The sequence below is a fragment of the Bifidobacterium callitrichos genome (genome assembly GCF_008698085.1).
GTDB lineage: Bacteria > Actinomycetota > Actinomycetes > Actinomycetales > Bifidobacteriaceae > Bifidobacterium > Bifidobacterium callitrichos.
The window spans coordinates 191,306-213,827 of sequence record NZ_RZJP01000003.1; the positions used below are offsets into that span (position 1 = coordinate 191,306).

The 22,522-nt window shown below is 66.2% G+C and carries 21 protein-coding genes; 5 read left to right on the plus strand and 16 right to left on the minus strand.

All coding sequences use genetic code 11. From position 1 onward, the window contains the following. Nucleotides 1-154 precede the first annotated feature (154 nt). On the plus strand, nt 155-1,507 hold the full coding sequence (locus EMB92_RS07825; RefSeq protein WP_223847637.1) for a glycoside hydrolase family 3 N-terminal domain-containing protein: 1,353 nt from the start codon (nt 155-157) through the stop codon (nt 1,505-1,507). A gap of 13 nt (nt 1,508-1,520) precedes the next feature. Here the strand turns inward: EMB92_RS07825 and tnpB are convergent, their stop codons facing one another. From tnpB to glyA, 6 genes are all read right to left on the minus strand, one after another. After that, complete coding sequence (gene tnpB / locus EMB92_RS07830) at nt 1,521-2,819, minus strand: IS607 family element RNA-guided endonuclease TnpB (RefSeq protein ID WP_150394414.1); 1,299 nt, start codon at nt 2,817-2,819, stop codon at nt 1,521-1,523. Further along, nucleotides 2,812-3,393 (minus strand): IS607 family transposase, encoded by a 582-nt coding sequence (locus EMB92_RS07835; RefSeq protein WP_150394415.1) that lies wholly within the window; start codon nt 3,391-3,393, stop codon nt 2,812-2,814. The genes tnpB and EMB92_RS07835 overlap by 8 nt, the downstream gene beginning before the upstream one ends. A gap of 220 nt (nt 3,394-3,613) precedes the next feature. After that, nucleotides 3,614-4,333, minus strand: a complete 720-nt coding sequence (gene nadD / locus EMB92_RS07840; RefSeq protein WP_395952002.1) for a nicotinate-nucleotide adenylyltransferase — start codon at nt 4,331-4,333, stop codon at nt 3,614-3,616. 14 nt (nt 4,334-4,347) lie between these two features. Beyond that, a complete protein-coding gene (locus EMB92_RS07845; protein WP_395952004.1) occupies nt 4,348-4,986 on the minus strand; it encodes a phosphoribosylglycinamide synthetase in 639 nt (212 codons plus the stop codon). 38 nt (nt 4,987-5,024) lie between these two features. After that, the gene (locus tag EMB92_RS07850; RefSeq protein ID WP_150394416.1) at nt 5,025-6,332 is read right to left on the minus strand and encodes a glutamate-5-semialdehyde dehydrogenase; all 1,308 of its coding nucleotides are present in this window, start codon (nt 6,330-6,332) and stop codon (nt 5,025-5,027) included. A gap of 128 nt (nt 6,333-6,460) precedes the next feature. Beyond that, on the minus strand, nt 6,461-7,768 hold the full coding sequence (gene glyA, locus EMB92_RS07855; protein ID WP_140444421.1) for a serine hydroxymethyltransferase: 1,308 nt from the start codon (nt 7,766-7,768) through the stop codon (nt 6,461-6,463). Nucleotides 7,769-8,106: 338 nt separating this feature from the next. On the opposite strand from glyA, the gene thrC reads away from it, so the two are divergent. Continuing rightward, nucleotides 8,107-9,597: a threonine synthase gene (thrC, locus tag EMB92_RS07860; RefSeq protein WP_150394417.1), complete on the plus strand. Its 1,491-nt coding sequence runs from the start codon at nt 8,107-8,109 to the stop codon at nt 9,595-9,597. A 36-nt stretch (nt 9,598-9,633) separates the two neighbouring features. Here thrC and EMB92_RS07865 read toward each other — a convergent pair whose 3' ends face one another. The 4 genes from EMB92_RS07865 to EMB92_RS07880 form a co-directional block, all read right to left on the minus strand. After that, nucleotides 9,634-10,413 (minus strand): DUF5808 domain-containing protein, encoded by a 780-nt coding sequence (locus tag EMB92_RS07865; RefSeq protein WP_150394418.1) that lies wholly within the window; start codon nt 10,411-10,413, stop codon nt 9,634-9,636. A gap of 48 nt (nt 10,414-10,461) precedes the next feature. Beyond that, entirely contained in the window at nt 10,462-11,175 is a 714-nt protein-coding gene (locus tag EMB92_RS07870) for an ABC-2 transporter permease (RefSeq protein WP_150394419.1), read from the minus strand. Continuing rightward, the gene (locus EMB92_RS07875; RefSeq protein ID WP_150394420.1) at nt 11,172-12,110 is read right to left on the minus strand and encodes an ABC transporter ATP-binding protein; all 939 of its coding nucleotides are present in this window, start codon (nt 12,108-12,110) and stop codon (nt 11,172-11,174) included. Before EMB92_RS07875 ends, EMB92_RS07870 begins: the two co-directional genes overlap by 4 nt. Before the next feature lie 63 nt (nt 12,111-12,173). After that, nucleotides 12,174-12,551 (minus strand): GntR family transcriptional regulator, encoded by a 378-nt coding sequence (locus tag EMB92_RS07880; RefSeq protein ID WP_150394421.1) that lies wholly within the window; start codon nt 12,549-12,551, stop codon nt 12,174-12,176. 349 nt (nt 12,552-12,900) lie between these two features. Between EMB92_RS07880 and EMB92_RS07885 the strand changes: the two genes are divergently transcribed. Then, nucleotides 12,901-13,521: a GNAT family N-acetyltransferase gene (locus EMB92_RS07885; RefSeq protein ID WP_150394422.1), complete on the plus strand. Its 621-nt coding sequence runs from the start codon at nt 12,901-12,903 to the stop codon at nt 13,519-13,521. Nucleotides 13,522-13,534: 13 nt separating this feature from the next. Here the strand turns inward: EMB92_RS07885 and yidC are convergent, their stop codons facing one another. The 5 genes from yidC to EMB92_RS07910 all read right to left on the minus strand — a co-directional run bounded on the left by yidC (nt 13,535) and on the right by EMB92_RS07910 (nt 18,502). Beyond that, on the minus strand, nt 13,535-14,539 hold the full coding sequence (gene yidC / locus EMB92_RS07890; protein WP_223847638.1) for a membrane protein insertase YidC: 1,005 nt from the start codon (nt 14,537-14,539) through the stop codon (nt 13,535-13,537). A 152-nt stretch (nt 14,540-14,691) separates the two neighbouring features. Continuing rightward, a complete protein-coding gene (locus EMB92_RS07895) occupies nt 14,692-15,072 on the minus strand; it encodes a hypothetical protein (RefSeq protein WP_150394424.1) in 381 nt (126 codons plus the stop codon). A 54-nt stretch (nt 15,073-15,126) separates the two neighbouring features. After that, complete coding sequence (locus EMB92_RS07900) at nt 15,127-15,798, minus strand: HAD family hydrolase (RefSeq protein ID WP_140444429.1); 672 nt, start codon at nt 15,796-15,798, stop codon at nt 15,127-15,129. Beyond that, on the minus strand, nt 15,795-17,588 hold the full coding sequence (gene recN, locus EMB92_RS07905) for a DNA repair protein RecN (RefSeq protein WP_150394425.1): 1,794 nt from the start codon (nt 17,586-17,588) through the stop codon (nt 15,795-15,797). Before recN ends, EMB92_RS07900 begins: the two co-directional genes overlap by 4 nt. Beyond that, nucleotides 17,588-18,502, minus strand: a complete 915-nt coding sequence (locus EMB92_RS07910; protein WP_150394426.1) for an NAD kinase — start codon at nt 18,500-18,502, stop codon at nt 17,588-17,590. Before EMB92_RS07910 ends, recN begins: the two co-directional genes overlap by 1 nt. A 225-nt stretch (nt 18,503-18,727) precedes the next feature. Here EMB92_RS07910 and EMB92_RS07915 point away from each other — a divergent pair, with 225 nt between their 5' ends. Together EMB92_RS07915 and EMB92_RS07920 are read left to right on the plus strand one after the other, a co-directional pair. Beyond that, nucleotides 18,728-20,191 carry a TrkH family potassium uptake protein gene (locus tag EMB92_RS07915; RefSeq protein ID WP_150394427.1) on the plus strand — a complete coding sequence of 488 codons (1,464 nt, stop codon included), beginning with the start codon at nt 18,728-18,730 and terminating at the stop codon, nt 20,189-20,191. Between the two features lie 92 nt (nt 20,192-20,283). Beyond that, nucleotides 20,284-20,937, plus strand: a complete 654-nt coding sequence (locus EMB92_RS07920; RefSeq protein WP_140444432.1) for a potassium channel family protein — start codon at nt 20,284-20,286, stop codon at nt 20,935-20,937. Nucleotides 20,938-21,025: 88 nt separating this feature from the next. On the opposite strand, the gene EMB92_RS07925 is transcribed toward EMB92_RS07920, so the two are convergent. Continuing rightward, entirely contained in the window at nt 21,026-22,504 is a 1,479-nt protein-coding gene (locus EMB92_RS07925; protein WP_150394428.1) for a TrkH family potassium uptake protein, read from the minus strand. Nucleotides 22,505-22,522: the final 18 nt, after the last annotated feature.

The window sequence follows — 22,522 nt, forward strand, 5'->3', positions numbered from 1 at the left end:
CGCATGATGCCACATTGTCTCTTCGCCCACGGTGAATGACGATCGACCGGCGCCGGGACCGGGGAGCATGGCTCCGGGTATTGTCGTGTGCGATATCGCGGATATCGTGAATGACGATCACAACGATTGGTGACGGGAACGTGAGGGACGAACGATGGCGAGGCAACGGGAGCATGGCGGCAGGCGGCGCGACGTGTACGGCAGGGCCGGTCGACAGGGGCAGCACGCCGGGCGACGCCCCATACGACGCCGGGGCGCGGGTACTAGAGCGATCGCGCTGACGCTGACCGCGCTGGTCGCCGTGGTCGCGCTGGTCGCCGCGTTCCTTCTCGTACCGGATCTGCGCCGGATGATCGGTTTCGGCGGTTCCGGGGACGATGCGGCGAGCACGTCGTCGAATCCGTCATCGGATCGGTCGTCGCAGGCGGACGGTGACGTGTCGCGCGGCACGGCCCCCTCCCCCGTCGACCCCGCGCTGACGAAGGCGCGCAGGCTGGTCGCGGACATGAGCCTCGAGGAGCAGGTGGGGCAGCTGGTGATGGCGCCGCTGTTCGCCGGCGATGACGCGTCGGTGCTGAAGACGGCGATCGCGGATCGTCATGTCGGATCGGTGCTGATCATCGGCAACTGGAGGAACGGCGTCACGGGCGTACGCAAGGCGACCGATGCGCTGCAATCGTACGCGCCGGACGGCAATCGCCTCATCATGGCCACCGATCAGGAGGGCGGCCTGGTGCAGCATCTCAAGGGCACCGGATTCGACACGATGCCGAGCGCCGTGCAGCAGGGTACGATGTCGACGGATGCGCTGCGCCAGTCGGCCGCCCGATGGGGCACGCAGCTCGGGGAGGCCGGCATCAACGTGGATCTCGCGCCCGTGCTCGGCACGGTGACGATCGAGAGGAAGTCGAACGCCCCGGTCGGCGCGCTGAACCGTGACTTCGGTCTCGACGCGGCCGGCAACGCGGCGCATGGCGCGGCGTTCGTCGAGGGGATGCGCGACGCCGACGTCCAGTCGTCGATCAAGCACTATCCGGGGTTGGGCGCGGTGCAGGGCAACACCGACTTCACCGCGAACGGCATCACCGACGCGACGACCACCGCGGAGAGCGCCGAATTGCAGGCGTTCCACACGGTCATCGATCAGGCGAAACCGGCGATGGTGATGATGTCGCTCGCCACCTATCAAAGAATCGACCCGAATAACCCGGCCGCGTTCTCCCCGACGATCGTCGACGGGCTGCTGCGCGGCACGCACGGCTTCGACGGCGTCGTCACCTCCGACTCCCTGTCCGCCGAGGCCGTGGCCCACGTCCCCACCGACCAGCTGGGCGTCAAATTCATCGAGGCCGGCGGCGATCTCGCCTGCATCGGTCAGAGCACCGACATCATCCCCATCCTCGACGGCCTCAACGCGAGGGCGAAGGCGGATCAAACGTTCGCCCAGAAGGTCACCGAATCCGCCACCCGCGTCATGCGGCTTAAGGTGCAAATGGGACTGGCGTGACTACCGTTGCAAGCTAGTTTGTTTTGGCTTGCAGGACGGTCTTGCGGCCGTCCGCTCCAAGGCTCATGCCACCGTGGTGACTGCTTGGTTCGCACTTCACCGCGGTTTGCCCGGCATCCCACGGGACGCCGGGTCTTACGTCCGCTCCATGCGCGTTTAGGGTCTCCGGGGCACTCCCGGCGACCATGATGTTGATCGCGGCGTTCAGGTCGCGGTCCATGATGAGGCCGCATCCGTCGCACCGGTAGACGCGCTCGTCGAGGGAGAGCTTGGCTTTCACCCTCCCGCAGTTCGAGCATGTCTTGCTTGACGGATACCAGCGGTCGACGACGTGCAGCCGTGCGCCGGTGCGCGCGGTCTTGTACTCCAATTGACGTCGCAGCTCATGGAAGGACGCGTCCTCGACCGCCTTGGCGAGCCGATGGTTCCTGACCATGCCGGCCACGTTCAGGTCCTCGATCGAGATGTCCGAGTAGGTGGAGGCGAGTCGTGTGGTCAGCTTGTGCAGCAGGTCGCGGCGCTGGTTGGCGACTCGCGCGTGCAGACGGGCCACGCGTTCGCGCGTCCTGCGCCGACGGTTAGACCCCTTTGCCTTGCGTGACAATGCCTTCTGCACGCGTCTCAACCGATGTTCACTGCCCCTCAACGCGTGCGGGTTGGCGATGACGGTCCCGTCGGAAAGCGTCGCCAGCGTCCTGACGCCCAGATCGATGCCGACCGCGCCGCCCCTCGACGGGGTCGCGGGCGCGGGATCGGCGCGTTCCACGGTCAACGAGGCGTGCCAGCGGCACGCGTGCCGGCTGACGGTCATGCGCAGCACCCGACCATCGCCGACACGTCCCGCCACGTTCTCCATGCAGTGCACGCGGCCTATCCGAGGCAGTCTCAACGCCCTGGGATCACCGGGGATGAGACCGTACGAGCCGGTCGTGTACGCGAACCGGGGCGTCGCACGATCCTTCGATCGGAACCCGGGGAAGCCGACGCGACGTCCTTTGCGCTGCCCCTTGCGGCTTTCCGACCAGTTCCTCAGGGCGTTCGACAGGGCTTCCAAACCACTGTTGTAGGCTTCCTTGCTGTTCTCCCGCCACCACGGCACACCGTCCTTGTCCACGGCCAGCGTGTTCTTGTTGGCGTTCCACCAGCGGCGCAGCGCGTACAGCGACCACTCCGGTCTTTCCTGTGCGTCGATCATCGCCTTGACGTGGGCAAGCCCGGCGTTGAACGCGAACCGCGCCGCCCCCGCATGCGAGGACAGCAAACGCTCCTCCGCCGGCGTGGGGTCCAACGCGACCTTGACCGCCTCAAGCATCACGCGCCGCCCTCAACACGGCCTCCACCTTGCTCCTGGCGGCACGACGGCCATACAGGCGCGCGCAGAACGAGGTCAGCACCTCGGTCATGTCGCGCACCAGATCATCATCCAGCTCCGAATCGTCCACGACGATCAGCCTGCGCCCCGCCGCCTTCAACGCGGACTCGACGAGTCCCGCATTCATACGCGCCAGCCGGTCACGATGCTCGACGACGATGGTGCCGACCGTGGGATCGGCGAGGATGCGGCTCAATTTGCGGCGCTTGTCGTTCACGCCGCTGCCGGTCTCGCACACCACTTCGGGCGATTCGACCCCCATGCCGATGGCGAACGCCTTCAACCGGTCCGCCTGACGCTGCAGATCCGCCTTCTGATCGGATGAGGAGACACGCGCATAGCAGACCGTACGCGAACCCACGGCAGGAACAGCGGGCTTCTCATACTTCGGATCGTGGATGAGCCACACGCTCCCCGACCGTTCGAACGGGACCGGCATACGGTTCTCACGACACCACTTCCACACCGTCTGCTCGTTCAACCCCTCACGAGCCGCCCATTCCTTCACACGCATGAAATAAACCATAACACGCCAGAACAAAGCAAATCAAACCAACAAAGCATCAGCTGGTAACCCCTGACAAGGGGAGCCGAAGTTAACGCAACATCCGAGACCAACGCAAGTGGCGGTCGGGCGTTCATCGTGTTGAGACCGTAAAGACTTGGCCAGAGCGGCCCGGAGCGAGTCGCAATGAGATGAACGCCCGACCGCCACGTCCACGTACGAAACCGGACTACGCCCGATACAGCCCGTGCTTGCCGATGTACTGCACCACGCCGTCAGGCACGAGATACCACACCGGCTCGTCATGCTCGGCACGCCGCCGCACGTCGGTGGAGCTGATCGCCAGCGCCGGGATCTCGAGCGTGTCGACCTTGCCCTCGGGCAGCCTCACGCCCTCCGGCGAGGAGTAGCCCGGTCTCGTGACCGCGACGAAGTGCGCGAGATCCCACATCTTCTCCGCGTCCTTCCACTGCATGATCTCGGCGACCGCGTCCGCGCCGGTGATGAAGAACAGGTCGGCGTCGGGATGCTGCGCGCGGATGTCGCGCAGCGTGTCGATCGTGTAGGTGACGCCGGGCCGGTCGATGTCGACGCGGCTGACGGTGAACTTCGGGTTGGATGCGGTGGCGATGACCGTCATCAGATAGCGGTCCTCGGCGTTGGTGACGTGCTTGTCGAGCTTGAACACCGGCCGCCCGGTGGGTACGAAGATGACTTCGTCGAGGTCGTACACCCACGCGACTTCGGAGGCGGCGACCAGGTGGCCGTTGTGGATCGGGTCGAAGGTGCCGCCCATGATGCCGATGCGCGGGGTGGCGTGCCAGTTGCCGCGTGCGGAGCGCCGCATGCCCGCACGTCCAGCCACGCCTTCGGCTCCACCGGTGCCAGGTGCGCCGACGCTGGACATGTTGGCCGTGGCGGACACGGAGTCGACGGACAGATCGGCCATCCGGCGTTCCTCGCTCACGCTCGCTCCCCCTTGTAGATGCCGTCTCCTGCCGTGGTGCCGTCCGATTCGCGCTCCTCGGCCTGTTCGGTCTCCTGTTCGATGTCGGCGGCCGTCGGATCGTCGTCCTTCGGGTCGATCTTGCCCATGTCCTCGTCCCATTCGTCCTGCACGACGCGGCGGATCTCCGCGAAGGTCGGCAGGGGGAAGTCGGGCTGGAACATGCGGCGCACCTCGGCCACGCGTTCGGTGACGCGGATCAGGGTGTCGGTCATGCCGTCGACGTCGCCGTCGCGTTCGAGCGCGGAGAATCGGGCGATGTACTCCTCCATCATCTCCATGTGGCCGCGCATGGCCTTGAGCTGGGCGTCGTCGAGGTCGACGACGTCGGGCGCGTCCTCGTCGGGCCAGCCGATGAGCACCGCGTCGGCGTACTCGAGGGAGGCACGCTGGGAGGCGGAGGCGATGCCGTCCTCGATCTGCACGAGGAAGACGTAGCGTACGATGCTCAGGCGTTCGGCCGCGATCTTGAGTCCGCAGCGCGGATCGTCCAGATCGAGGTCGGTGCGCAGTTCGGTGATCGGCACGCTCATGCCGTCGTCGGTGTCGTCGATAACGGTTCCGTTGGTCTCGTTCATGTCGTTCACGTCGTTCATATCGTTGGTGGTCATGGTCGTGGTCGTGTCGTTGCCGCTCATGCGCGTACCTGCCCCCGGCCGTAGCCGATCCATTTCGTCGTGGTCATCTCGGTCAGTCCCATCGGCCCGCGGGCGTGCATCTTCTGCGTGGAGATGCCCAGTTCGGCGCCGAAGCCGAACACGCCGCCGTCGGTGAATCGCGTGGATGCATTGACCATGACGACCGCGGAGTCGATGCGCGAGGTGAACTCCTCGATGGCGGTGTAGTCCTCGGCGATGATCGATTCGGTGTGTCCGGTGGAGTGCGTATTGATGTGGTCGATGGCCTCGTCGAGCGAGTCGACGACCTTGACGCCGATCTTCAGGGCCAGGTATTCGGTGTCCCAGTCCTCGTCATTCGCGTGGACGAGCAGGTCCGCCGGGTGGTCGGTGGCGTCGATGATCGCGTAGGCGCGTTCGTCGGCGTGGATCTCGACGCCTCGCTCGAACAGGGCGGCGGCCGCGTAGGGCAGGAACACGTCGGCGACGTCGGCGTGGACGAGCAGCTTCTCGGCCGCGTTGCACACGCCGACGCGCTGCGTCTTGGCGTTGATGAGGATCGGGATGGCCTTGGCCGGGTCGCCCGAGGCATCGACGTAGATGTGCACGTTGCCGGCGCCGGTCTCGATGACGGGGACCTTCGAGTTGGCGACGACCGCCTGAATGAGACCCTTGCCGCCCCTCGGCACGAGCAGGTCGATGTGGCCGCGCGCCTCCATCATCGCGGTGGCGCCGTCGCGTCCGAAATCGTCGACGGAACCGACGAGCGCCGGATCGTAGCCCCGTTCGCACAGCACGTCGCCGATGACGGCGAGCGTCGCGGCGTTGGTGCGTTCGGCCGCGTGCCCGCCGCGCAGGATCGCGGCGTTGCCGGATTTGAGGCATAGGGACGCGACGTCGACGGTGACGTTGGGTCGCGCCTCGTAGATCATGCCGATGACGCCGATCGGCACGCGCGTCTGATTGAGGCGCAGGCCGTTGGGCAGGGTGTAGCCGCGCACGATCTCGCCGATCGGATCGGGCAGCGTGGCGACGTGGCGCACGCCGTCGGCGGCGGCCTTCACACGCGATTCGTCAAAGCGGAGACGATCGAGCTTGCCCGCGTCCATGCCTGCCTCGCGCGACGAATCCATGTCAAGCGCGTTGGCGGCGGCGATCTCACCGGCCCGGGCATCGAGCGCGTCGGCGATGGCGTTGAGCAGGGCGTTCTTGGAGTCGGTGTCGGCCTGCGCGAGCGATCGTTGGGCGCGGGCGGCGGCGTCGGCGCGGGCGCATACCGCGTCGAACACGGCAGACGGGATATTGGCTTCCTCACTGTTCGTCATAACCATCCACCTTAGCGCACATCGGGGTCAGATATGTTGCGGGGCTCCCCTTCCCGTGAGGTGGGATGGGGAGCCCCGTGATCGGCGGCCCCGGCCGCGGAGCCGAGGGAATCGAGGGAGTCGAGGGATCAGTGGATCTGGTCGAGATCCGGGTAGAGCGGGAAGTCCTCGACGAGCTTGTCGACGCGGGCCTTCAGCGCGTCGACGTCGGCGGACGGGCCGGCGGCGAGCGCGGTGCCGATGATGTCGGCGACCTCCTCGTACTCCTTGGGTCCGAAGCCGCGGGTGGCGAGCGCGGAGGCACCGATCCTCAGGCCGGAAGCGACGGATGCGGGGCGCGGGTCGAACGGCACGGTGTTGCGGTTGATGGTGATGCCGCAGGCGGCGAGCAGGTCCTCGCCCTGCTTGCCATCCATTTCGCTGTTGCGCAGGTCGACCATGACGAGGTGCACGTCGGTGCCGCCGGTCAGGACGGTGATGCCGTTGGCCTTGACGTCGTCGGCGAGGAGTCGTTCGGCGATGATCTTGGCGCCGTCGAGAGTGCGCTGCATGCGGTCCTTGAACTCGGGGGTGCCGGCGACCTTGAAGCTGACGGCCTTGCCGGCGATGACGTGCATGAGCGGGCCGCCCTGCTGGCCGGGGAAGACGGAGGAGTTGAGCTTCTTGGCGTACTCCGCACGCGCGAGGATGAAGCCGGAGCGCGGGCCGCCGAGGGTCTTGTGCGCGGTGGAGGAGACGACGTCGGCGTACGGCACGGGGCTCGGGTGGAGGCCCGCGGCGACGAGTCCGGCGAAGTGGGCCATGTCGACCCAGAACTTGGCGCCGACCTCGTCGGCGATCTCCTTCATCGCCTTGAAGTCCTCGATGCGCGGGTATGCGGACCAGCCGCCGATGATCATGGCGGGGTGGGTCTCGAGGGCGCGCTGGCGGATGATCTCCGGGTCGATGCGGAAGGTCTCGGGGTTCACGCCGTAGGCTTCGGCGTGGTAGAAGCGGCCGGAGAAGTTGATCTTCATGCCGTGGGTCAAGTGGCCGCCGTGGTCGAGGGCGAGGCCGAGGACGGTGTCGCCGGGCTTGACGAGCGCCTGGTAGACGGCGGCGTTGGCCTGTGCACCGGAGTGCGGCTGGACGTTGGCGTATTCGGCGCCGAACAGCTTCTTGGCGCGTTCGCGGGCGATGGTCTCGATCTGGTCGACGTACTCGCAGCCGCCGTAGTAGCGGCGTCCCGGATAGCCTTCGGCGTACTTGTTGGTGAGCACGGAGCCCTGGGCCTGGAGGACCGCGCGCGGCACGAAGTTCTCGGAGGCGATCATCTCGAGGCCGTCCTGCTGGCGGTGCAGCTCGGAGTCGAGCAGCTCGGCGATCTCGGGGTCGGCGGCGCTGATGGGCGCGTTGAAGGCGTCGGTGGCTTTCTGGGCGAGTGGTGAAGCGGTCATCTGTGCTCCTTTGTCGGTGTGGACAACGACTGGCATGCCGTTTGGGCGTCGAGTGTACGACGTGTTTGTGGCCATGCTGTTTCCTGCACGTGCCGAATCGGACGAATTGTCCCGGCGATTGGCAGAAAACCACGGGACATGCCGTCTCGGCATATGGACTTGACCATGCTTTCCCCCGATCGGCGGACACGCCCTCGGCGTCTGTTGACCACCCGTCCCGTCGGGCGATCTGTCATGCGAGACGCCGCACCGCCATCGCCCATGCCGCACGCTAGACTGGTGGGGATTCGTTTCACCCCTTAAGGCTTTCGTCATTTTCAAGGATTAAGGATTCAACCGTGGCAACCACCTTCCATTCCACACGCTCCACCACCGACTCGCTGACCGCCAAGCAGGCGATCCGCAAGGGAATCGCCGACGACGGCGGCCTGTTCGTCTCGGACGAGCTGGGCAAGACCAAGGTGGACGTCGCCTCGCTCGCAGGCAAGCCGTACCAGCAGATCGCCGCAGAGGTGCTCGGCGCCCTGCTGCCCGACTTCACAGCCGAGGAGCTGGCCCAGTGCATCGCCGACGCGTACGGCGACCAGTGGTCGGATGATCGCATCACCCCGCTGAAGGAGCTGGGCGAGGACTACATCCTCGAGCTCTTTAACGGCCCGACCTCCGCGTTCAAGGACGTGGCGCTGCAGATCCTGCCGCGCTTCATGGCGCACACCACGCCGGCCGGAGGAGATGCGGACGAGAGGATCATGATCCTGACCGCCACGTCGGGCGACACCGGCAAGGCGGCGCTGGCGGGCTTCGCCGACGCGCCGGGAACCGCGATCACCGTCTTCTACCCGCAGGGCAAGGTGAGTCAGGTCCAGGAGCTGCAGATGACCACGCAGTCGGGCGCCAACGTGAACGTCGCCGCTGTCGAGGGCAACTTCGACGACGCGCAGACGGCCGTCAAGAACATCTTCGGCGACCATGAGCTGGCCGCGCGCCTCGCCGACGACTCGCACGTCGTGCTCTCCTCGGCGAACTCGATCAACGTGGGCCGTCTGGTGCCGCAGGTCGTCTACTACTTCTCCGCGTACGCGCAGCTGCTCGAACGCCAGATCATCAACGTGGGCGACGAGGTCGAGTTCGTCGTGCCGACCGGCAACTTCGGCGACATCCTCGCCGGCTACTACGCCAAGCTCCTCGGCCTGCCGGTCAAGCACCTCGTGGTCGCCTCCGACAAGAACAACGTGCTGTTCGACTTCCTGACGACCGGCACGTACAACCGCCAGCGCCCGTTCTACCAGACGATCAGCCCGTCGATGGACATCCTCGTCTCCTCGAACCTCGAGCGCATGCTCTACTACTTCTCCGAAGGCGACACACGTCTGATCACGATGCTCATGAACGACCTCAAGAACTGGGGCACGTACGAGATCCCGGAGGACCTGCTGGCCAAGATCCGCCAGCTGTTCGGCTGCGGCTGGGCGAACGAGGACCAGGTGCGCGAGATGATCGCCGACTGCTGGACGAGGAACCGCTACGTCATCGACCCGCACACCGCGTGCGCGTACTTCGTCGCGCAGCAGATGCCGCGCGACCCGCTCACCCCGCGCGTGATCCTCGCGACCGCGAGCCCGTACAAGTTCCCGCGCGTGGTCAACGAGGCGCTCGGATTCGACGCGACCGGCACCGACTTCGAGTGCATGGACGTGCTCGCCCGCGAGACCGGCACCACCGCCCCGGCCGCGCTGCGAGGCCTCGAGACCGCCGACGTGCGCTTCGACACCGTCGTCCCGATCGACGGCATGGAGTCCTTCGTCGAACAGTCCGCCAAGGCCCTGTGATCGAATGATGGAATCGGCCTAACGCGACCGATCCCATCACAGCAAAGCGCTGAGGGCGAAGGGGAGGCCCATGACGACGAGCAGGAGGATGACGGCGCCGACCCAGACGACGGGACGGGCCATGTTGACCGTCCAGCCGACGCCGAAACGCTTGGGCACCCAGACTGCCGGGTCGTCACGGTTTGCGTAGATGACGCCGCCGTACCAGTAACGGTCCTCGTCCCACGGCATCGTCTCGTCGTCCGCTCCCCCAGCGTCGACCCGCGAGCCGTTCTGTCCGTAGAACAGCACGACCACGATGCCGCCGACGAGCGCGAGCATGCCGGCGAACGTACCGGCCAGCCCGACCGTACCGAGATCGAGCACTCCGATCGTGCCGAGCTGCACGGTCATGCCGACCCCCGCGGTCACGGCCACGCCGACGACCAGCACGTACACGCTCCACGCGCGTGCCATCGCCGCGTACCGCCGCGCCGAACGCACCGGCGAGTCCGCGTCGACCGGACGCCTCGCATACAGGACGGCCGAATGCGCGCCGGTCATCACGGCGGCGAGGATCAGCTCCGTGAGCGGCGCGAACCAGATCACGAGCGGGCTTTTGTCGGCCCATCCGTCGACGACTCCGGCGGCGTTTGTATGGATCGGCACACGCTGCGGCATGCCGCCGTACCCCGCATATCCGATGACGATCGTCGCCACGATCACGATGACGTAGACGAGATCCCACCACAGCGACAGCGGCCGCGCGAACGTATCGTCGGCAACGACCGCCATGCGTTTCGCCCCCGTCGCCGTCCAGCCGCGTTCACGCTTCATCGTATTCTCCTTGATCGCTGACCGTTGACGTCAATCTACAGCTCCAGACTACAGCTCCTTGGCGAGATAGAACCGGCAGGAGACTCGGAACGAGACCGCGAGCGCGAGCGCGGCCGTGGCGATGCCGATGACGGCGAGGATCGGGACCAGCATCATGTTGCCGGCCAGTGCGACGACCCCGTCGAGGACGCGGTCGAGCACGGCCTCGGGAACCAGCGCCGTCACCGCGGCGAGACCGCCCACCGCCGCGAAGCAGAGCACCAGAACGACGACCATGAACCAGATCCCGACCCTCTGGATGGAGAACCGATACATCAGCGGGCAGAGCAGGGACACCATGATGAGATACACCCATATCAGGCAGACGCAGATCCCGCCGAAGTACCCCGCGCCCGCGGCGCCAACGACGGCCAGCCCAGCCCACGTGAGCAGACAGGAGACCAGTAGCAGGCCGGCGGAGGTCAGCAACAGCAGATACCGCCCCATCACCTGATGACGGCGAGCCACCGGCATCAGACCATTCATCCAGCCGCCATGACCCTGCTGCTCGTACATGAACGGGTACATCAGGATGAGCACGTAGATGTATATGGCGGCGCCGAACACGCCGCCGGTCAGGGCTTCCATATGGGCCGCGGCGCCGGCCGTGACCAGCACCGGCACGGTGAGCACGGCGGCGGGGACCCACATCCACCCCTGGGAGGAGACCTTGTGCCAGTCCATGCGGTACGCCCGCAGAACCGATCGCATCGTGGGGTTCATTGCTCCGATCCTTTCCCTGCGGCTTGCGCGTCGCGCGTGTTGGTGAGTCTGATGATGTCGTCGATCGACGCGGGTTCGACGCCGAGACCGACCCGTCCGTGAAGCGCGCGGCCGACGCCCTCGGCGCGCACAAGCGCATCGAACCCCGTCTCATAGGCGTGGACGCCGACGGCCGCGCCGCGCATCGCGTCGTCAAGATCGTCGGGACCGCCCTTGACGATGCGGAACGACTCCTCGAACTCGTCCTTCGGGCCGGTGTAGTAGAGCCGCCCGCCGGTGATGTAGGTGATGAAGTCGGCCGCGCGTTCGAGGTCGGCGGTGATGTGCGTGGAGAACAGGACGCTGCGCTCGCCGTCGGCGATGAAGTCGCGCAGCAGGTCCATGAGGTCGTCGCGGGCGAGCACGTCGAGGCCGGCGGTCGGCTCGTCGAGGATGAGGAGCCTTGCGTCGTGGCTCAGGGCGATCGCGAGCATGAGCTTCATCTGCATGCCGCGGGAGAGCTCGCTGACACGCTTGGCCGGGGCGAGGCCGAATCGCTTCAGGTATCCGTCGAACTTGACGGCGTCCCACGTCGAGTACATATCCGCCATCGTGCGGCCGACTTTGCCGACACGCCACTGGTCGACGAGGTAGCTGGAGTCAAAGACGACGCCGAGCCGGTCCTTGACTTGCTCCTCATCGGCGATGCCGTCAAGACCGAACACCCGGATCTCGCCGGCGTCGCGACGGACCATGTTGAGGATGAGCTTGATGAGGGTCGACTTGCCGGCGCCATTCGGGCCGATGAGTCCCATGATGTAGCCGGCCGGCAGGTCGAAGGTCACGTCGTCGAGCATGAACCCGGAATCATAGTGTTTCGTGACGCCGGTGACGGACAGGATCGGCGTCCCGCCGCCCGGACCGCCGGACACGACGTTCACATTCGCGGTGTTCATCGCGGATCTCCTTTCATATGACTGTGTCCGCCCCGCACGACGCCAGCGGCTCGCGCGGCGCGGTCACCGCTGCCTGCGATACTCCTGAACGAGCATCGACCCGACCTGTTCCAGCGGCAGGCCCGCGGCCTTGGCGGCCGAGACCGCCTCGGCGAGGCTTGCCCGCGCTTGGGTTTCGAGCTGACGTCTCATCAGCTCGTTGCCCTTGTCCATGACGAACGTGCCCTTGCCCTGGATGTTCTGCACCACGCCCTCGTCGGCCAGTTCGTTGTACGCCCTGGTGACGGTGAGCACGGAGATGCGCAGCTCCTTGGCGAGCTTCCTCAGGGAGGGAAGCGCATCCCCCGCCTTGAGCTCGCCGTCCAAGACGGCGGTGCGGATCTGGGTCTTGATCTGCTCGTAGATGGGTTCGCCGGACACGGATGAGATGATCAGCTTCATTCATGCCCTCTTTCCATAGGTGTGATTATCGTCCAGCTGTTTAGCTGTTATACATAACAGTATATCTATTATGGCCAACTGTCAAGGTCGAGAACATAACAGTCATTACAGCGAATCGTTCTCAATAACGAAAGTGCGAACCAACCGAACGATTCCGAACAATCGCACATCACCCGAAATCATTGAGATTCCGGCGTTCCCCGGTCACATATGTGCGATTGACGCAGCGTCAACCCTCACACGTTTGCTATTGAGAACGCTTCGCTGCAAGCCGCATGTGAATAGACGGTTAACGTCGTCGTGCCGGAGCCGTCACCCTGCATACAATGGCCGCACGAAGGGAGCCATCATGCCAGACAACGCCGTTACCTTGCGCAAGACCGAACCGAACGACTACCCACTGCTCGAGCAGTGGTGGAACGACCAGAACGTCGCCAACGGAGCACGTGTCGACACCGCCCCGATCCCCGGCGACGCCGTCGACAAGTTGTTCCACTCCTTCAGCGACGAGGATTCCGACCACCGCTTCGGTCGGACGATCCTCGACCCGAACGGCAACCCGGTCGGGCACCTCGCCGCGTGGGATTCCGTCGACCCGGACCGCAACTCCACGATGGCGATCCTCATCGGACCGTACTTCCAGGACCGCGGCTACGGCAGCCAGGCCATGAAGCTCGGCATCAGGCTCGCCGCCGAACAGCTCGGGGCGAAGACCATCACCGTCAAGGTGTGGTCGTTCAACCTGCGCGCCCGCCACATGTACGAGTCGCTCGGCTTCAAGGAGGTCGACCGCAACCCGAACGCCGTGAACCGCGACGGACGCTCCTTCGACGAGGTGATCTACAAGGCGCCGGTCAGCCGCCTGCTGGACCGCATCGCCGCCGAGGTCGTCGAACGCGAGGAGGGCGAGGAGCTGGAGCGCCGCCGCTACGAGGCCGAACGCCCCTCCGACCTGCTGCCGGTGCGGTAGGCGCGACCGGCTCCTACGCGCGACGGCGACTCGCCTTGATGACCGATCGCCGTCGCGCGCGGGGGTTCCGGGTGCGGGCGTTCTGCTCCCGCCCGCGACGCTCGTTGGCGACGACGCGCGCCGCCTCGGCCAGCTCCCGTTCGATCGAGGGCAATCCCGCGGCGGCACGACGGGCGTTCTCACGCGCATGGTCGCGCGCCTCCTTGCGCTCGCCGGCGACGGAGCCGGGAGTCGGGAACCAGCGCAACTGCACGAGCGTCTGCGCGAGGTTCCATAGGTTGTTCGTCATCCAGTAGAGCAACACGCCGAACGGGAGCGTGAACCCGGAGACGACGTAGATCGCGGGGAACAGGAACGCGGCCATCCGCTGCGTGCGGAACTGCGACGATTCCATCGTCTCGCGCGGCGTGTTGCGGTGGATGAGTATCCATTGCATCGCGAACATCGTCAGGCACATGATCGCGACGACCGTGACGATGACGGCACGCGAGCCATCGCCCGACGCCGTGCCGAACGATTCGAACAGGCGTACTCCGGCGATCGACGACGATTCGACGTCGCCCGCGATCGCCCGGTCGAGTCCGCCGAGCGGCTCGGACGCGCCGGACGCGATGGCCGGCAGCGATTGCAGCACGTAGTACAGGGAGCACAGGATCGGCGCCTGGATGAGCGCCGGCATGCACGAGCCGAGCGGGTTGGCGCCGGACTCCTGCTGCAACGCCATGATCTCGCGCTGCATCGCCTCCTTGGAACGCGGGTCGCTGCGCGAGGCGTACTTGCGTTGGATGCGTTGGATCCTGGGCTGGATGGCCTGCATGGCGCGCATGCCGTGCACCTGTCGGACGAACAGCGGGATCAGGCATACGCGAATGACGACGACGAGGCACATGACCGCGAGGCCCCATGTGGTGCCGGGGCCGTCGGGCATGCCGAGAGCGGTGAACAAGGCGTGGATGAGGGTGAGCAGCTGGGCGATGACCCATTCGATGGGTCGCAGCACCTGAAACAGGAAATTCATGGGATTCATGGGATTCATGGGAAAACGCTTCTCCGATGCAAAGGACAAAAGGATCTGAACCGTTGGCGAACCGACGAAATGGGTCCGCGGGAATACGGCCTGTGCCGCGGCGCAAGCCATGCCGGGCAAGGCGAAAAATCACAGAGAAATGTTCAGATCCGAGGATCGGGAAGCGTGTAGCGCGCCCAGCTGGGCACCCACTGCGGGCGCGACCATGAGCGCACGGCGTTCATCACGCGGGTGTCGAAGCGGAAATCACGCGGCAACGGCCGACGTGCGGCGATGGCTCCTGACGAAACGGACACGCATACGACGCGGCGAACCGCAACCGCGAGGACGGTGACGACGCACGGGACCACCAGCGCGGCGATCAGGGTCAGACCGGAGGCATGCGGCGCAATCGTACGGAAGGCGATCCCGAAGGCGACGGCGGGCAGCAGGAACACCGCGAAGACGGCGAACAGCATCAAGTACGCGGCATAGCCCAGCCGCGTGCTCACCCTGATGCCGTCCATGCCCGTCGTGCCCTTCATCCGATTGCCTGATTGACCGACCACCCGATTCGATCGACGCCGCCCAGTATACGCCTACAGGTCGCGCGGGGCGTTGCGGAAGTCGAAGAGGACGCCGTCGGCGAGCTCGCAGATCTCGGGCCAGTCGGCGTCGGAGGAGTCGTCGTGCATGGCCCAGACCGTCATGCCGACGGATTTCGCGGAGCGGATGGCGACGAGCAGATCCTCGAAGACCGTGCAGTCGGCGGGTTCAACGCCGAGGCGGCGCGCGGCAAGCAGGTAGACGTCCGGACGGTCCTTGCCGACGTCGTTGGCGTCGTCGACGGAAACGATCTCGTCGAACAGGTCAAGCATGCCGACGTGGCCCAGTGCCGGTTCGCGCAGGCGCGGCGGCAGGGAGGTCGCGACGCCGAGGCGCACGCCGCGGGCCTTGAGCTCCCTCAGGTAGTCGAGTGCGCCGGGTTTGGCCTCGACCTGCGTGGCGTAGGCGACGCGCGCCATCTCATCCCACTCGTCCATGAGCTGTTCGGGCGTGTCATTGAGGCCGAAGCGCGCGATCGTGTATTCGGCGATCTGCCTGAACTGCATCGGCGCGACCTTGGCCATGTAGTCGTCGGGCACGGGGATACCGCGGCGGGCGAGGAAGTCGATGTCGACCTGATCCCATACGCCCATCGAGTCGAGGAGCGTCCCGTCCAGATCGAAGATCGCGGCCTTGCGCGATCCCTTGTTATCAGCAGTGGTCATAGGTCGCTCTCCTTGAGCAGTTCGCGGGCATGGTCGAGGGAGGCCTCCGATTCGGAGCCGGAAAGCATGCGGGCGATCTCGCGCACGCGGGCGTCGTCGCGCACCTCGGCGACGGTGGTGACGACGCCGACCGCGTCATCGTCGGCGTCCGGCGGCTCCTTGGTGACGACGAACTGCGCGTCCGCCCAGGAGGCGACCTGCGCCAGATGCGTGACGACGATGACCTGCGAGCTTACGGCGAGACGGGCGAGGCGACGCCCCAGTTCGACGGCCGTCTTGCCGCCGACGCCGGCGTCGACCTCGTCGAAGATGAACGTCATGTCGGCGTTCGCCACGCCATCATGTCCGGCGCGCATGTCCGCGGCGGACAGCTCCATCGCGAGCATCAGACGGCTCAGCTCACCGCCGGACGCGCTCTTGCCCATCGGCCTTTCGGGCGCGCCCTCGTACGCGGTGAACAGGAATGCGATGTCGTCGCCGCCGTTCGCGTCGAGCGGATCATCTCCTTCACGCGGGGTGACGGCGATGCGCAGCGACGCGCCGTCCATCGCAAGCGAGGACAGCTCCCCGGTGACGCGCGAGGCGAGTTCGCCGGCAGCCGCTTGCCGCGCCCGTCCAAGCTCGCCGGCGGCCGCGAGCGCGGCATGGTAGAGCCGCGTGCGTTCGCCCTCCAGTTCGGCGAGCTTCTCCGGTGAGGCGTCGAGGTCCTCGATGTCGAAGACGGCCTTGTCACGCCATGCGATGACGTCCTCGATGGTCGGGCCCCAACGGCGGGTGAGCTCGTCGAGGTCGTGGATGCGAGCGTTCAGCATGTCGAGGTCGACGTCGCCGAGATCCTCGTCCAAATGGCCGGACAGGGAGAACACGACGTCCGCGAGGTCGGCGTTGAGCGATTCGAGCCGATCGGCGAGTTCGGTGAAATCGCCGGAGGCGTGGATGGCGCGTAGCGCCTGCGCGGCCTGCAGCAGCTGTTCGGAGGCGCCGACGGTTTCAGGGGCGCCGTCGAAGCCGACCTGTCCGGGGTCGAGGGCTGCGAGCGCCCGCGAGACCCCTTCGGCGATGTCGGCGGCGTTCTCGATCCGGTCGCGCTTGGCCTTGAGCTCCTCGATCTCGCCGGGGTGCGGGTCGGTCTCGTTGATGCGCGCGATGGATTCGCGCAGGTAGTCGGCCTGTTGCCGGGCGGAGGACTCCTGCGAGCGCAGGCGTTCGAGGCGGTCGTCCATGTCCGTCAGGGCTCCGAACGCCGTGCGGTAGGCCGCGAGTTCGGCGGTGTCGCCGGCGACGTGGTCGAGGAACTCCCGCTGGCGCGCCTGCGAGGCGATCCTCAACTGTTCGGCCTGACCATGGATGGTGACGAGTCTTCCGGCGACCTTCGCCAGTACGGAACGCGGTACGGTCTTACCGCCGAGCACGGCGCGCGAGCGGCCGTGGACGGGCACGGTGCGGGCGAGGAAGAGTTCGTCGTCCTCCGGTTCGACGCCGGCCTGACGTGCGATCGCGGCGGCGTCGAGCGCGTCGTCACCGTCGTCTCCGTCCTCCCCCGTGCCGTTCGCGGGCGTGTCCCCGGACGGCGACGGCGACAATGCGAAGATGCCCTGCGCCCATGCCTTGTCGGCGCCGGGCGAGACGCGCTTGGCATCGGCTGGGCCTCCGGAGATCAGCGAGAGGGCGGACAGCAGCATCGACTTGCCGGCACCGGTCTCGCCGGTGATCGCGGTCATGCCCGCGGCCGGCGCGATGATCGCGGAACGGATGGGGCCGAGCGAGCGGATGGAGAGCTCCTCAAGCATCAGCTGGCATCCTCCGATCGGGTTTTCTGTCCGTGTGCGGCCTGTTCGCGCCAGCCGACGACCGGCAGGTCGAACTTGGTGACGAGCCGGTCGGTGAACGGCGCGCCGGAGAGCCTCGCAAGCCGCAGCGTCCCGCGTGAGGCTCGCACGTCGACGCGCGTGCCCTTCGGCAGGGCGCGCTGGCGTCGGCCGTCGCAGCAGATCCAGCCGTCGGACATCGAATCGTCGAGGATGGTCATCGTGAACGTCGAGTCGGCGCCGATGATCAAGGGCCGCGCGAACAGGGCGTGCGCGGCGAGCGGCACGAGCTGGAGGGCCTTGACGTTCGGCCACATGATCGGCCCTCCCGCGGAGAACGCGTAGGCGGTGGAGCCGGTGGGCGTCGAGACGATGACGCCGTCGGCGCCGAACGAGCTCATCTCCACGCCGTCAACGCTGATGGACAGTTCGACCATCTTGCCGCGGTCGGCGCGTTCGAGCGTGATGTCGTTCAGGGCCCAGTTCTCGATCGGCCTGTCGGCGCCGGGCAGCCACACGTCCACGTGGGCGATCATGCGCTCGTCGATCGAATAGTCACGTTCGGCGATGCGTCGGATCGCCTCGTCCATCTGGAAGCTCTCGAACTCGGCGAGGAAGCCGACGTGCCCCATGTTCACGCCGATGATGGGCGTGCGCGTGCATCGCACGAGCTCGGCGGCGCGCAGGATCGTGCCGTCGCCGCCGAGCACGACGACGATCTCGGTGTCCTCCCCCACGACCGGCGGCTGCACGTCGAACGCGGGCGGCTCGAGGTTGTCGACGATCCTGACCTCGAAGCCGGCGTCGTGCAGCTGGCCGACAGCTTCGGACACCACCGTGCCGCTTTGACGCAATCTGGTGTGAGTCACCACCACCGCATGACGGACACCGGCCATCGCATCCCCTTTTCCCGTGAAGCACGTCAAGAATTCGGACAAATGTTTCAATACGCCTCAATCCTAACCGACGCGAGCGAAGAGCGGAACACGCTGGCCGGGATGTTCCTGCCCATCACCGGCCAAGAAGCGGACAGTCACGGTGGGGAGCATGGGGCATACAATGCGAGGCGTAAGGAATCCGTTAGCAAGGCGCAAGGCACACGCCGCGCGAGAGGGAGACGAATGGCGAACCCCGTCTTTGACGAATCCTCCTCGAACCGCGAATCCTCGCGCGGCTTCGCCTGGTGGTTCTCCGGCAATTCGTTCGCGAAGGCCGCCGACGAGGACCGGCGCACGCACGGACGTGGCCTCGTCCAGCACATGGTCTCCCGCCCGGGGCAGCTGACCATCCTGTACTTCCTCGTGCTGGTGGTCGTCTCGACCACCCTGCTCATGATCCCGCCGTCCACGCCCAGGGGCGAGACGACGACGTTCTCGACCGCGCTGTTCACCGCCGTCTCCGCACTGTCGACATGCGGCATCTCGATCGTCAACTCGACGACGCACTGGACGCTGTTCGGACAGGCGGTGCTGCTCGTCTCCGTCCAGCTCGGCGGCATCGGCGTGATGACGTTCGCCTCGCTGATCACGCTGGCGATCAACCGGCACATGAAGGCGGCGCAGCGGCTGCTGACCGCCACCGAGCTCGGCACCACGAAGCTCAGCGAGATCCGGGGCGTGCTGAGCGTGGTCCTCACCGTCTCCCTGATGATCGAGGCGATCACGTTCGTGGCGCTGTTCCCGGGCCTGCTCAACGTCAATTCGGGCGACTGGCGCAAGTCCCTGTGGGAGTCGCTGTTCTTCGCGGTCATGTCGTACAACAACGCGGGCTTCACGCCTGACAACGCGGGCCTGCACGTCAACAGCTGGGGCGTGGGACTGCCGATCATGATGTCCGCGTTCTGCGGCACGCTCGGCTTCCCGGTGATCCTCAACCTGATCCGCTGCGGCCGCAGTCATCTGCCGCCGCGCAAGTGGAGCCTGCACACGAAGATCACGCTGATGGGCACGTTCCTGATCGTGGCGCTCTCCCTGACCTGGTTCCTCCTGGTCGAATGGGACAATCCGTTCCTGTTCAAGGACGCGGACGTCAACACGCGCATGCGGTACGCGATGGTCGCGGCCGTCATGCCCCGCTCCTCCGGATTCGACCTGACGTGGGTGCCGCAGGTGAGCGAGCCGACGAAGGTGTTCATGAGCGCGATCATGTTCATCGGAGGCGGCAGCACGTCGACGGCCGGCGGCATCCGCGTGACGACGTTCGCGATCATCCTGCTTGTATGCCGCGCCTCGTTCACCGGCCGCAGGGACGTCAACGCGTTCCGCAGACGCATCCACACGCGCGTGGCGATGACGGCGGTGAGCATCACCACCACGTGTCTGATGCTGGTGTTCGTCTGCTCGCTGGCGCTGATGCTGGTCTCCGGCGCGTCGCTGACCGACGCGCTGTTCGACTCCTGTTCGGCGTTCGGTCTGGGCGGGTATACGGTGGGTGTTGCACGCGAGGACAATCCGGCGGCGCTGGCCATTCTCGCCACCGCGATGGTCGTCGGCCGTCTGGGGCCGATGACCATCGCCTATTCGATCAGCCGTCCGCGATCGCCCGAGGCGATACGATATCCAAGCGAAACGGTGGTGGTCGGATGACGGACGACGGAACCTGGCTGGCGAGACTGGTCGGGAGGATCCAAGGGACTTCAGGCAAGGCACAGGGCAAACCACGAGGAAAGGGGCAACCGATGGCGAAGACAGGCAAGAGCGTGCTGGTCGTGGGGCTGGGACGCTTCGGCAGCGCGGTGGCGACGACGCTTGACGCGGTGGGTCAGGACGTGCTCGCCGTGGACAAGGATCCGGAGCTGGTGGCACGCTGGTCGGCCCGCCTGCCCGTGATCCAGGCGGACATGACCGACGTGCAGGCCATCGAGCAGATCGACGCCTCCCAGTTCGACACGGCGGTCGTCGCGATCGGCGACAGCGTCGAGGCGTCGGTGATCACCACCGGCAACCTGCTCGACGCCGGCGTGATCGACCTGTGGGCGAAATCCGTGTCCGTGGAGCATGCGCGCATCCTGCAGCGCATCGGCGCCCGGCACATCATCAACGCCGAGACCGACGCCGGCAAGCGCGTGGGCCATCTGGTCTCCGGCAACTACCTCGACTACATCGAGATCGAGGGCGCGCACACGGTCGTCAAGATCCACACGCCCTCGCATGTGGCCGGCAAGTCGATCGAGGACGCGAAGGTGCACGAGCGCTACGGCATCACCGTGGTCGGCATCAAATCGCCGGGCAGGGAGTTCCAGTACGGCTCCAAGGAGCTCGTCATGCACCGCAACGACGAGCTGGTGCTCATGGGCAAGGAGGATCAGATCGACAAGTTCATCCGGGGGTGACGAGCACTTTCCCACGCCGCTCGCATCGACTACCCCTCAGTCCCGCTACGCGGCCCAGCTCCCCTGACAAGGGGAGCCAAGGAAAGGGCTATCCGACGGAGACGGCCTCCTGGGGGTAGTGGATGACGGTGTCGTCCTCGGAACGGGTCTTGTTGATCGCGTAGGCGATGGTCATCGGGCCGATGCGGCCGAACGCCATCACCGCGGCGAGGATGTAGAGCGACGGCGTGTTGCCGGCGTCGGCGACCCCCAGCGTGTATCCGCCGAGACTGAACGCGGAGCACGTCTCAAACAGCGTGTCGGTCAGCGATCGTCCGGTCACCTGCATCAGGGCGATCGAGGCGACGAGCACCACCGTCGCGCAGGACATCGTCACGCTCACCGCGGTTTTGAGCACTCGGTCCGGGATATGGCGGTGGAACGCGTTCACCTCGCCGCGTCCGCGGAACGTCGAGATCATCGTCATCACCAGCAGGACGAACGTGGTCACGCGGATGCCGCCGGCCGTGGATGAGCTGCCGCCGCCGATGAACATGATCAGGCACATGTACACCTTCGTGGTCTCGCTCACCTGCGGCACCCACGACAGGTCGAAGCCGGATGTGCGCGGCGCCACGGCCACGGACAGCGCGCCGCGCAGACGGGTGGGCACGTCCGCATTGCCGAACAGGAACGGGTTGTTCCACTCGTCGAGCAGGAACCACGCCAGCGAGACGCCGACGATGATGAACGTCGCCGACAGCGTGATCTTCGTGTTGAGCGTCCAGAACCGCGGACGGATCCGGTAGCGGAACGAACGCAGCAGATCGAGGATCACCGGGAAGCCGAGCGTGCCGCAGAAGGCGCTGATCAGAATCGGCAGGCCGACGCCCCAATGGTCGACGTGCAGACCGGCCGCATCCGGAGTGAACCCGGTGTTGTTGAACGCGGCGACCGCGTAGAAGAGCGATTCCCACGCCGTGCGCCGCCATTGGAAATCGTTGAGCTTGAGGAGCGGGGGGAACAGCACGAGGAAGGTGATGAACTCCATGAGGACCGTGGTGCCGAGCACGATGGACAGCACGCCGCGCGTCTCGCCGATCTTCGAGGTGCCGAGCTCGTGGGCCGTCACCAGCTGCTGGGAGACGCGCAGCCGCTGGTTGGTGACGACCATGATGAGGGATGCGAACGTCATCACGCCGATGCCGCCCATCTGGATGGCGATGAGGATGATGGCCTGACCGAAGATCGTCCAATGCTCGGTCATGTCGACCACCGGAATGCCGCAGGTCGACAACGCGGAGATCGCGGTGAAGAACGCCACATGGAACGAGGTCGATCCCTCCTGACGCGAGGATGCGGGCAGGAGGAGCAGCATGGTGATGGTGAACGTCAGCAGACCGAAATAGCTGATGGTGAGGGTGCCGGGCCGTGCCAGCATCCGCTCGCGCAACGGCTCGCGGTGCTGTGAACGACGATTCCCCGCCCCGCCTGCCGATCTCAGGGACAATCCCGAGGAGAACCACCATGACAGTCCTCGGGATGTGTCGCCGTTCGCCTCGCTCTCATCGAAATCATGGTCGGACATGGCTCCATCGTGACTCGA

Coding starts and splice junctions, on each gene's coding strand:
- EMB92_RS07910 (WP_150394426.1), bottom strand. CDS start 18,502: ATGGCCGGTGTCCGTCATGCGGTGGTGGTGACTCACACCAGATTGCGT.
- recN (WP_150394425.1), bottom strand. CDS start 17,588: ATGCTTGAGGAGCTCTCCATCCGCTCGCTCGGCCCCATCCGTTCCGCG.
- nadD (WP_395952002.1), bottom strand. CDS start 4,333: ATGGCCGATCTGTCCGTCGACTCCGTGTCCGCCACGGCCAACATGTCC.
- EMB92_RS07865 (WP_150394418.1), bottom strand. CDS start 10,413: ATGAAGCGTGAACGCGGCTGGACGGCGACGGGGGCGAAACGCATGGCG.
- EMB92_RS07885 (WP_150394422.1), top strand. CDS start 12,901: ATGCCAGACAACGCCGTTACCTTGCGCAAGACCGAACCGAACGACTAC.
- EMB92_RS07825 (WP_223847637.1), top strand. CDS start 155: ATGGCGAGGCAACGGGAGCATGGCGGCAGGCGGCGCGACGTGTACGGC.
- tnpB (WP_150394414.1), bottom strand. CDS start 2,819: ATGCTTGAGGCGGTCAAGGTCGCGTTGGACCCCACGCCGGCGGAGGAG.
- EMB92_RS07875 (WP_150394420.1), bottom strand. CDS start 12,110: ATGAACACCGCGAATGTGAACGTCGTGTCCGGCGGTCCGGGCGGCGGG.
- EMB92_RS07850 (WP_150394416.1), bottom strand. CDS start 6,332: ATGACGAACAGTGAGGAAGCCAATATCCCGTCTGCCGTGTTCGACGCG.
- EMB92_RS07880 (WP_150394421.1), bottom strand. CDS start 12,551: ATGAAGCTGATCATCTCATCCGTGTCCGGCGAACCCATCTACGAGCAG.
- EMB92_RS07845 (WP_395952004.1), bottom strand. CDS start 4,986: ATGAACGACGTGAACGACATGAACGAGACCAACGGAACCGTTATCGAC.
- EMB92_RS07915 (WP_150394427.1), top strand. CDS start 18,728: ATGGCGAACCCCGTCTTTGACGAATCCTCCTCGAACCGCGAATCCTCG.
- glyA (WP_140444421.1), bottom strand. CDS start 7,768: ATGACCGCTTCACCACTCGCCCAGAAAGCCACCGACGCCTTCAACGCG.
- EMB92_RS07900 (WP_140444429.1), bottom strand. CDS start 15,798: ATGACCACTGCTGATAACAAGGGATCGCGCAAGGCCGCGATCTTCGAT.
- EMB92_RS07925 (WP_150394428.1), bottom strand. CDS start 22,504: ATGTCCGACCATGATTTCGATGAGAGCGAGGCGAACGGCGACACATCC.
- EMB92_RS07835 (WP_150394415.1), bottom strand. CDS start 3,393: ATGCGTGTGAAGGAATGGGCGGCTCGTGAGGGGTTGAACGAGCAGACG.
- EMB92_RS07920 (WP_140444432.1), top strand. CDS start 20,284: ATGGCGAAGACAGGCAAGAGCGTGCTGGTCGTGGGGCTGGGACGCTTC.
- EMB92_RS07870 (WP_150394419.1), bottom strand. CDS start 11,175: ATGAACCCCACGATGCGATCGGTTCTGCGGGCGTACCGCATGGACTGG.
- EMB92_RS07895 (WP_150394424.1), bottom strand. CDS start 15,072: ATGAAGGGCACGACGGGCATGGACGGCATCAGGGTGAGCACGCGGCTG.
- yidC (WP_223847638.1), bottom strand. CDS start 14,539: ATGAATTTCCTGTTTCAGGTGCTGCGACCCATCGAATGGGTCATCGCC.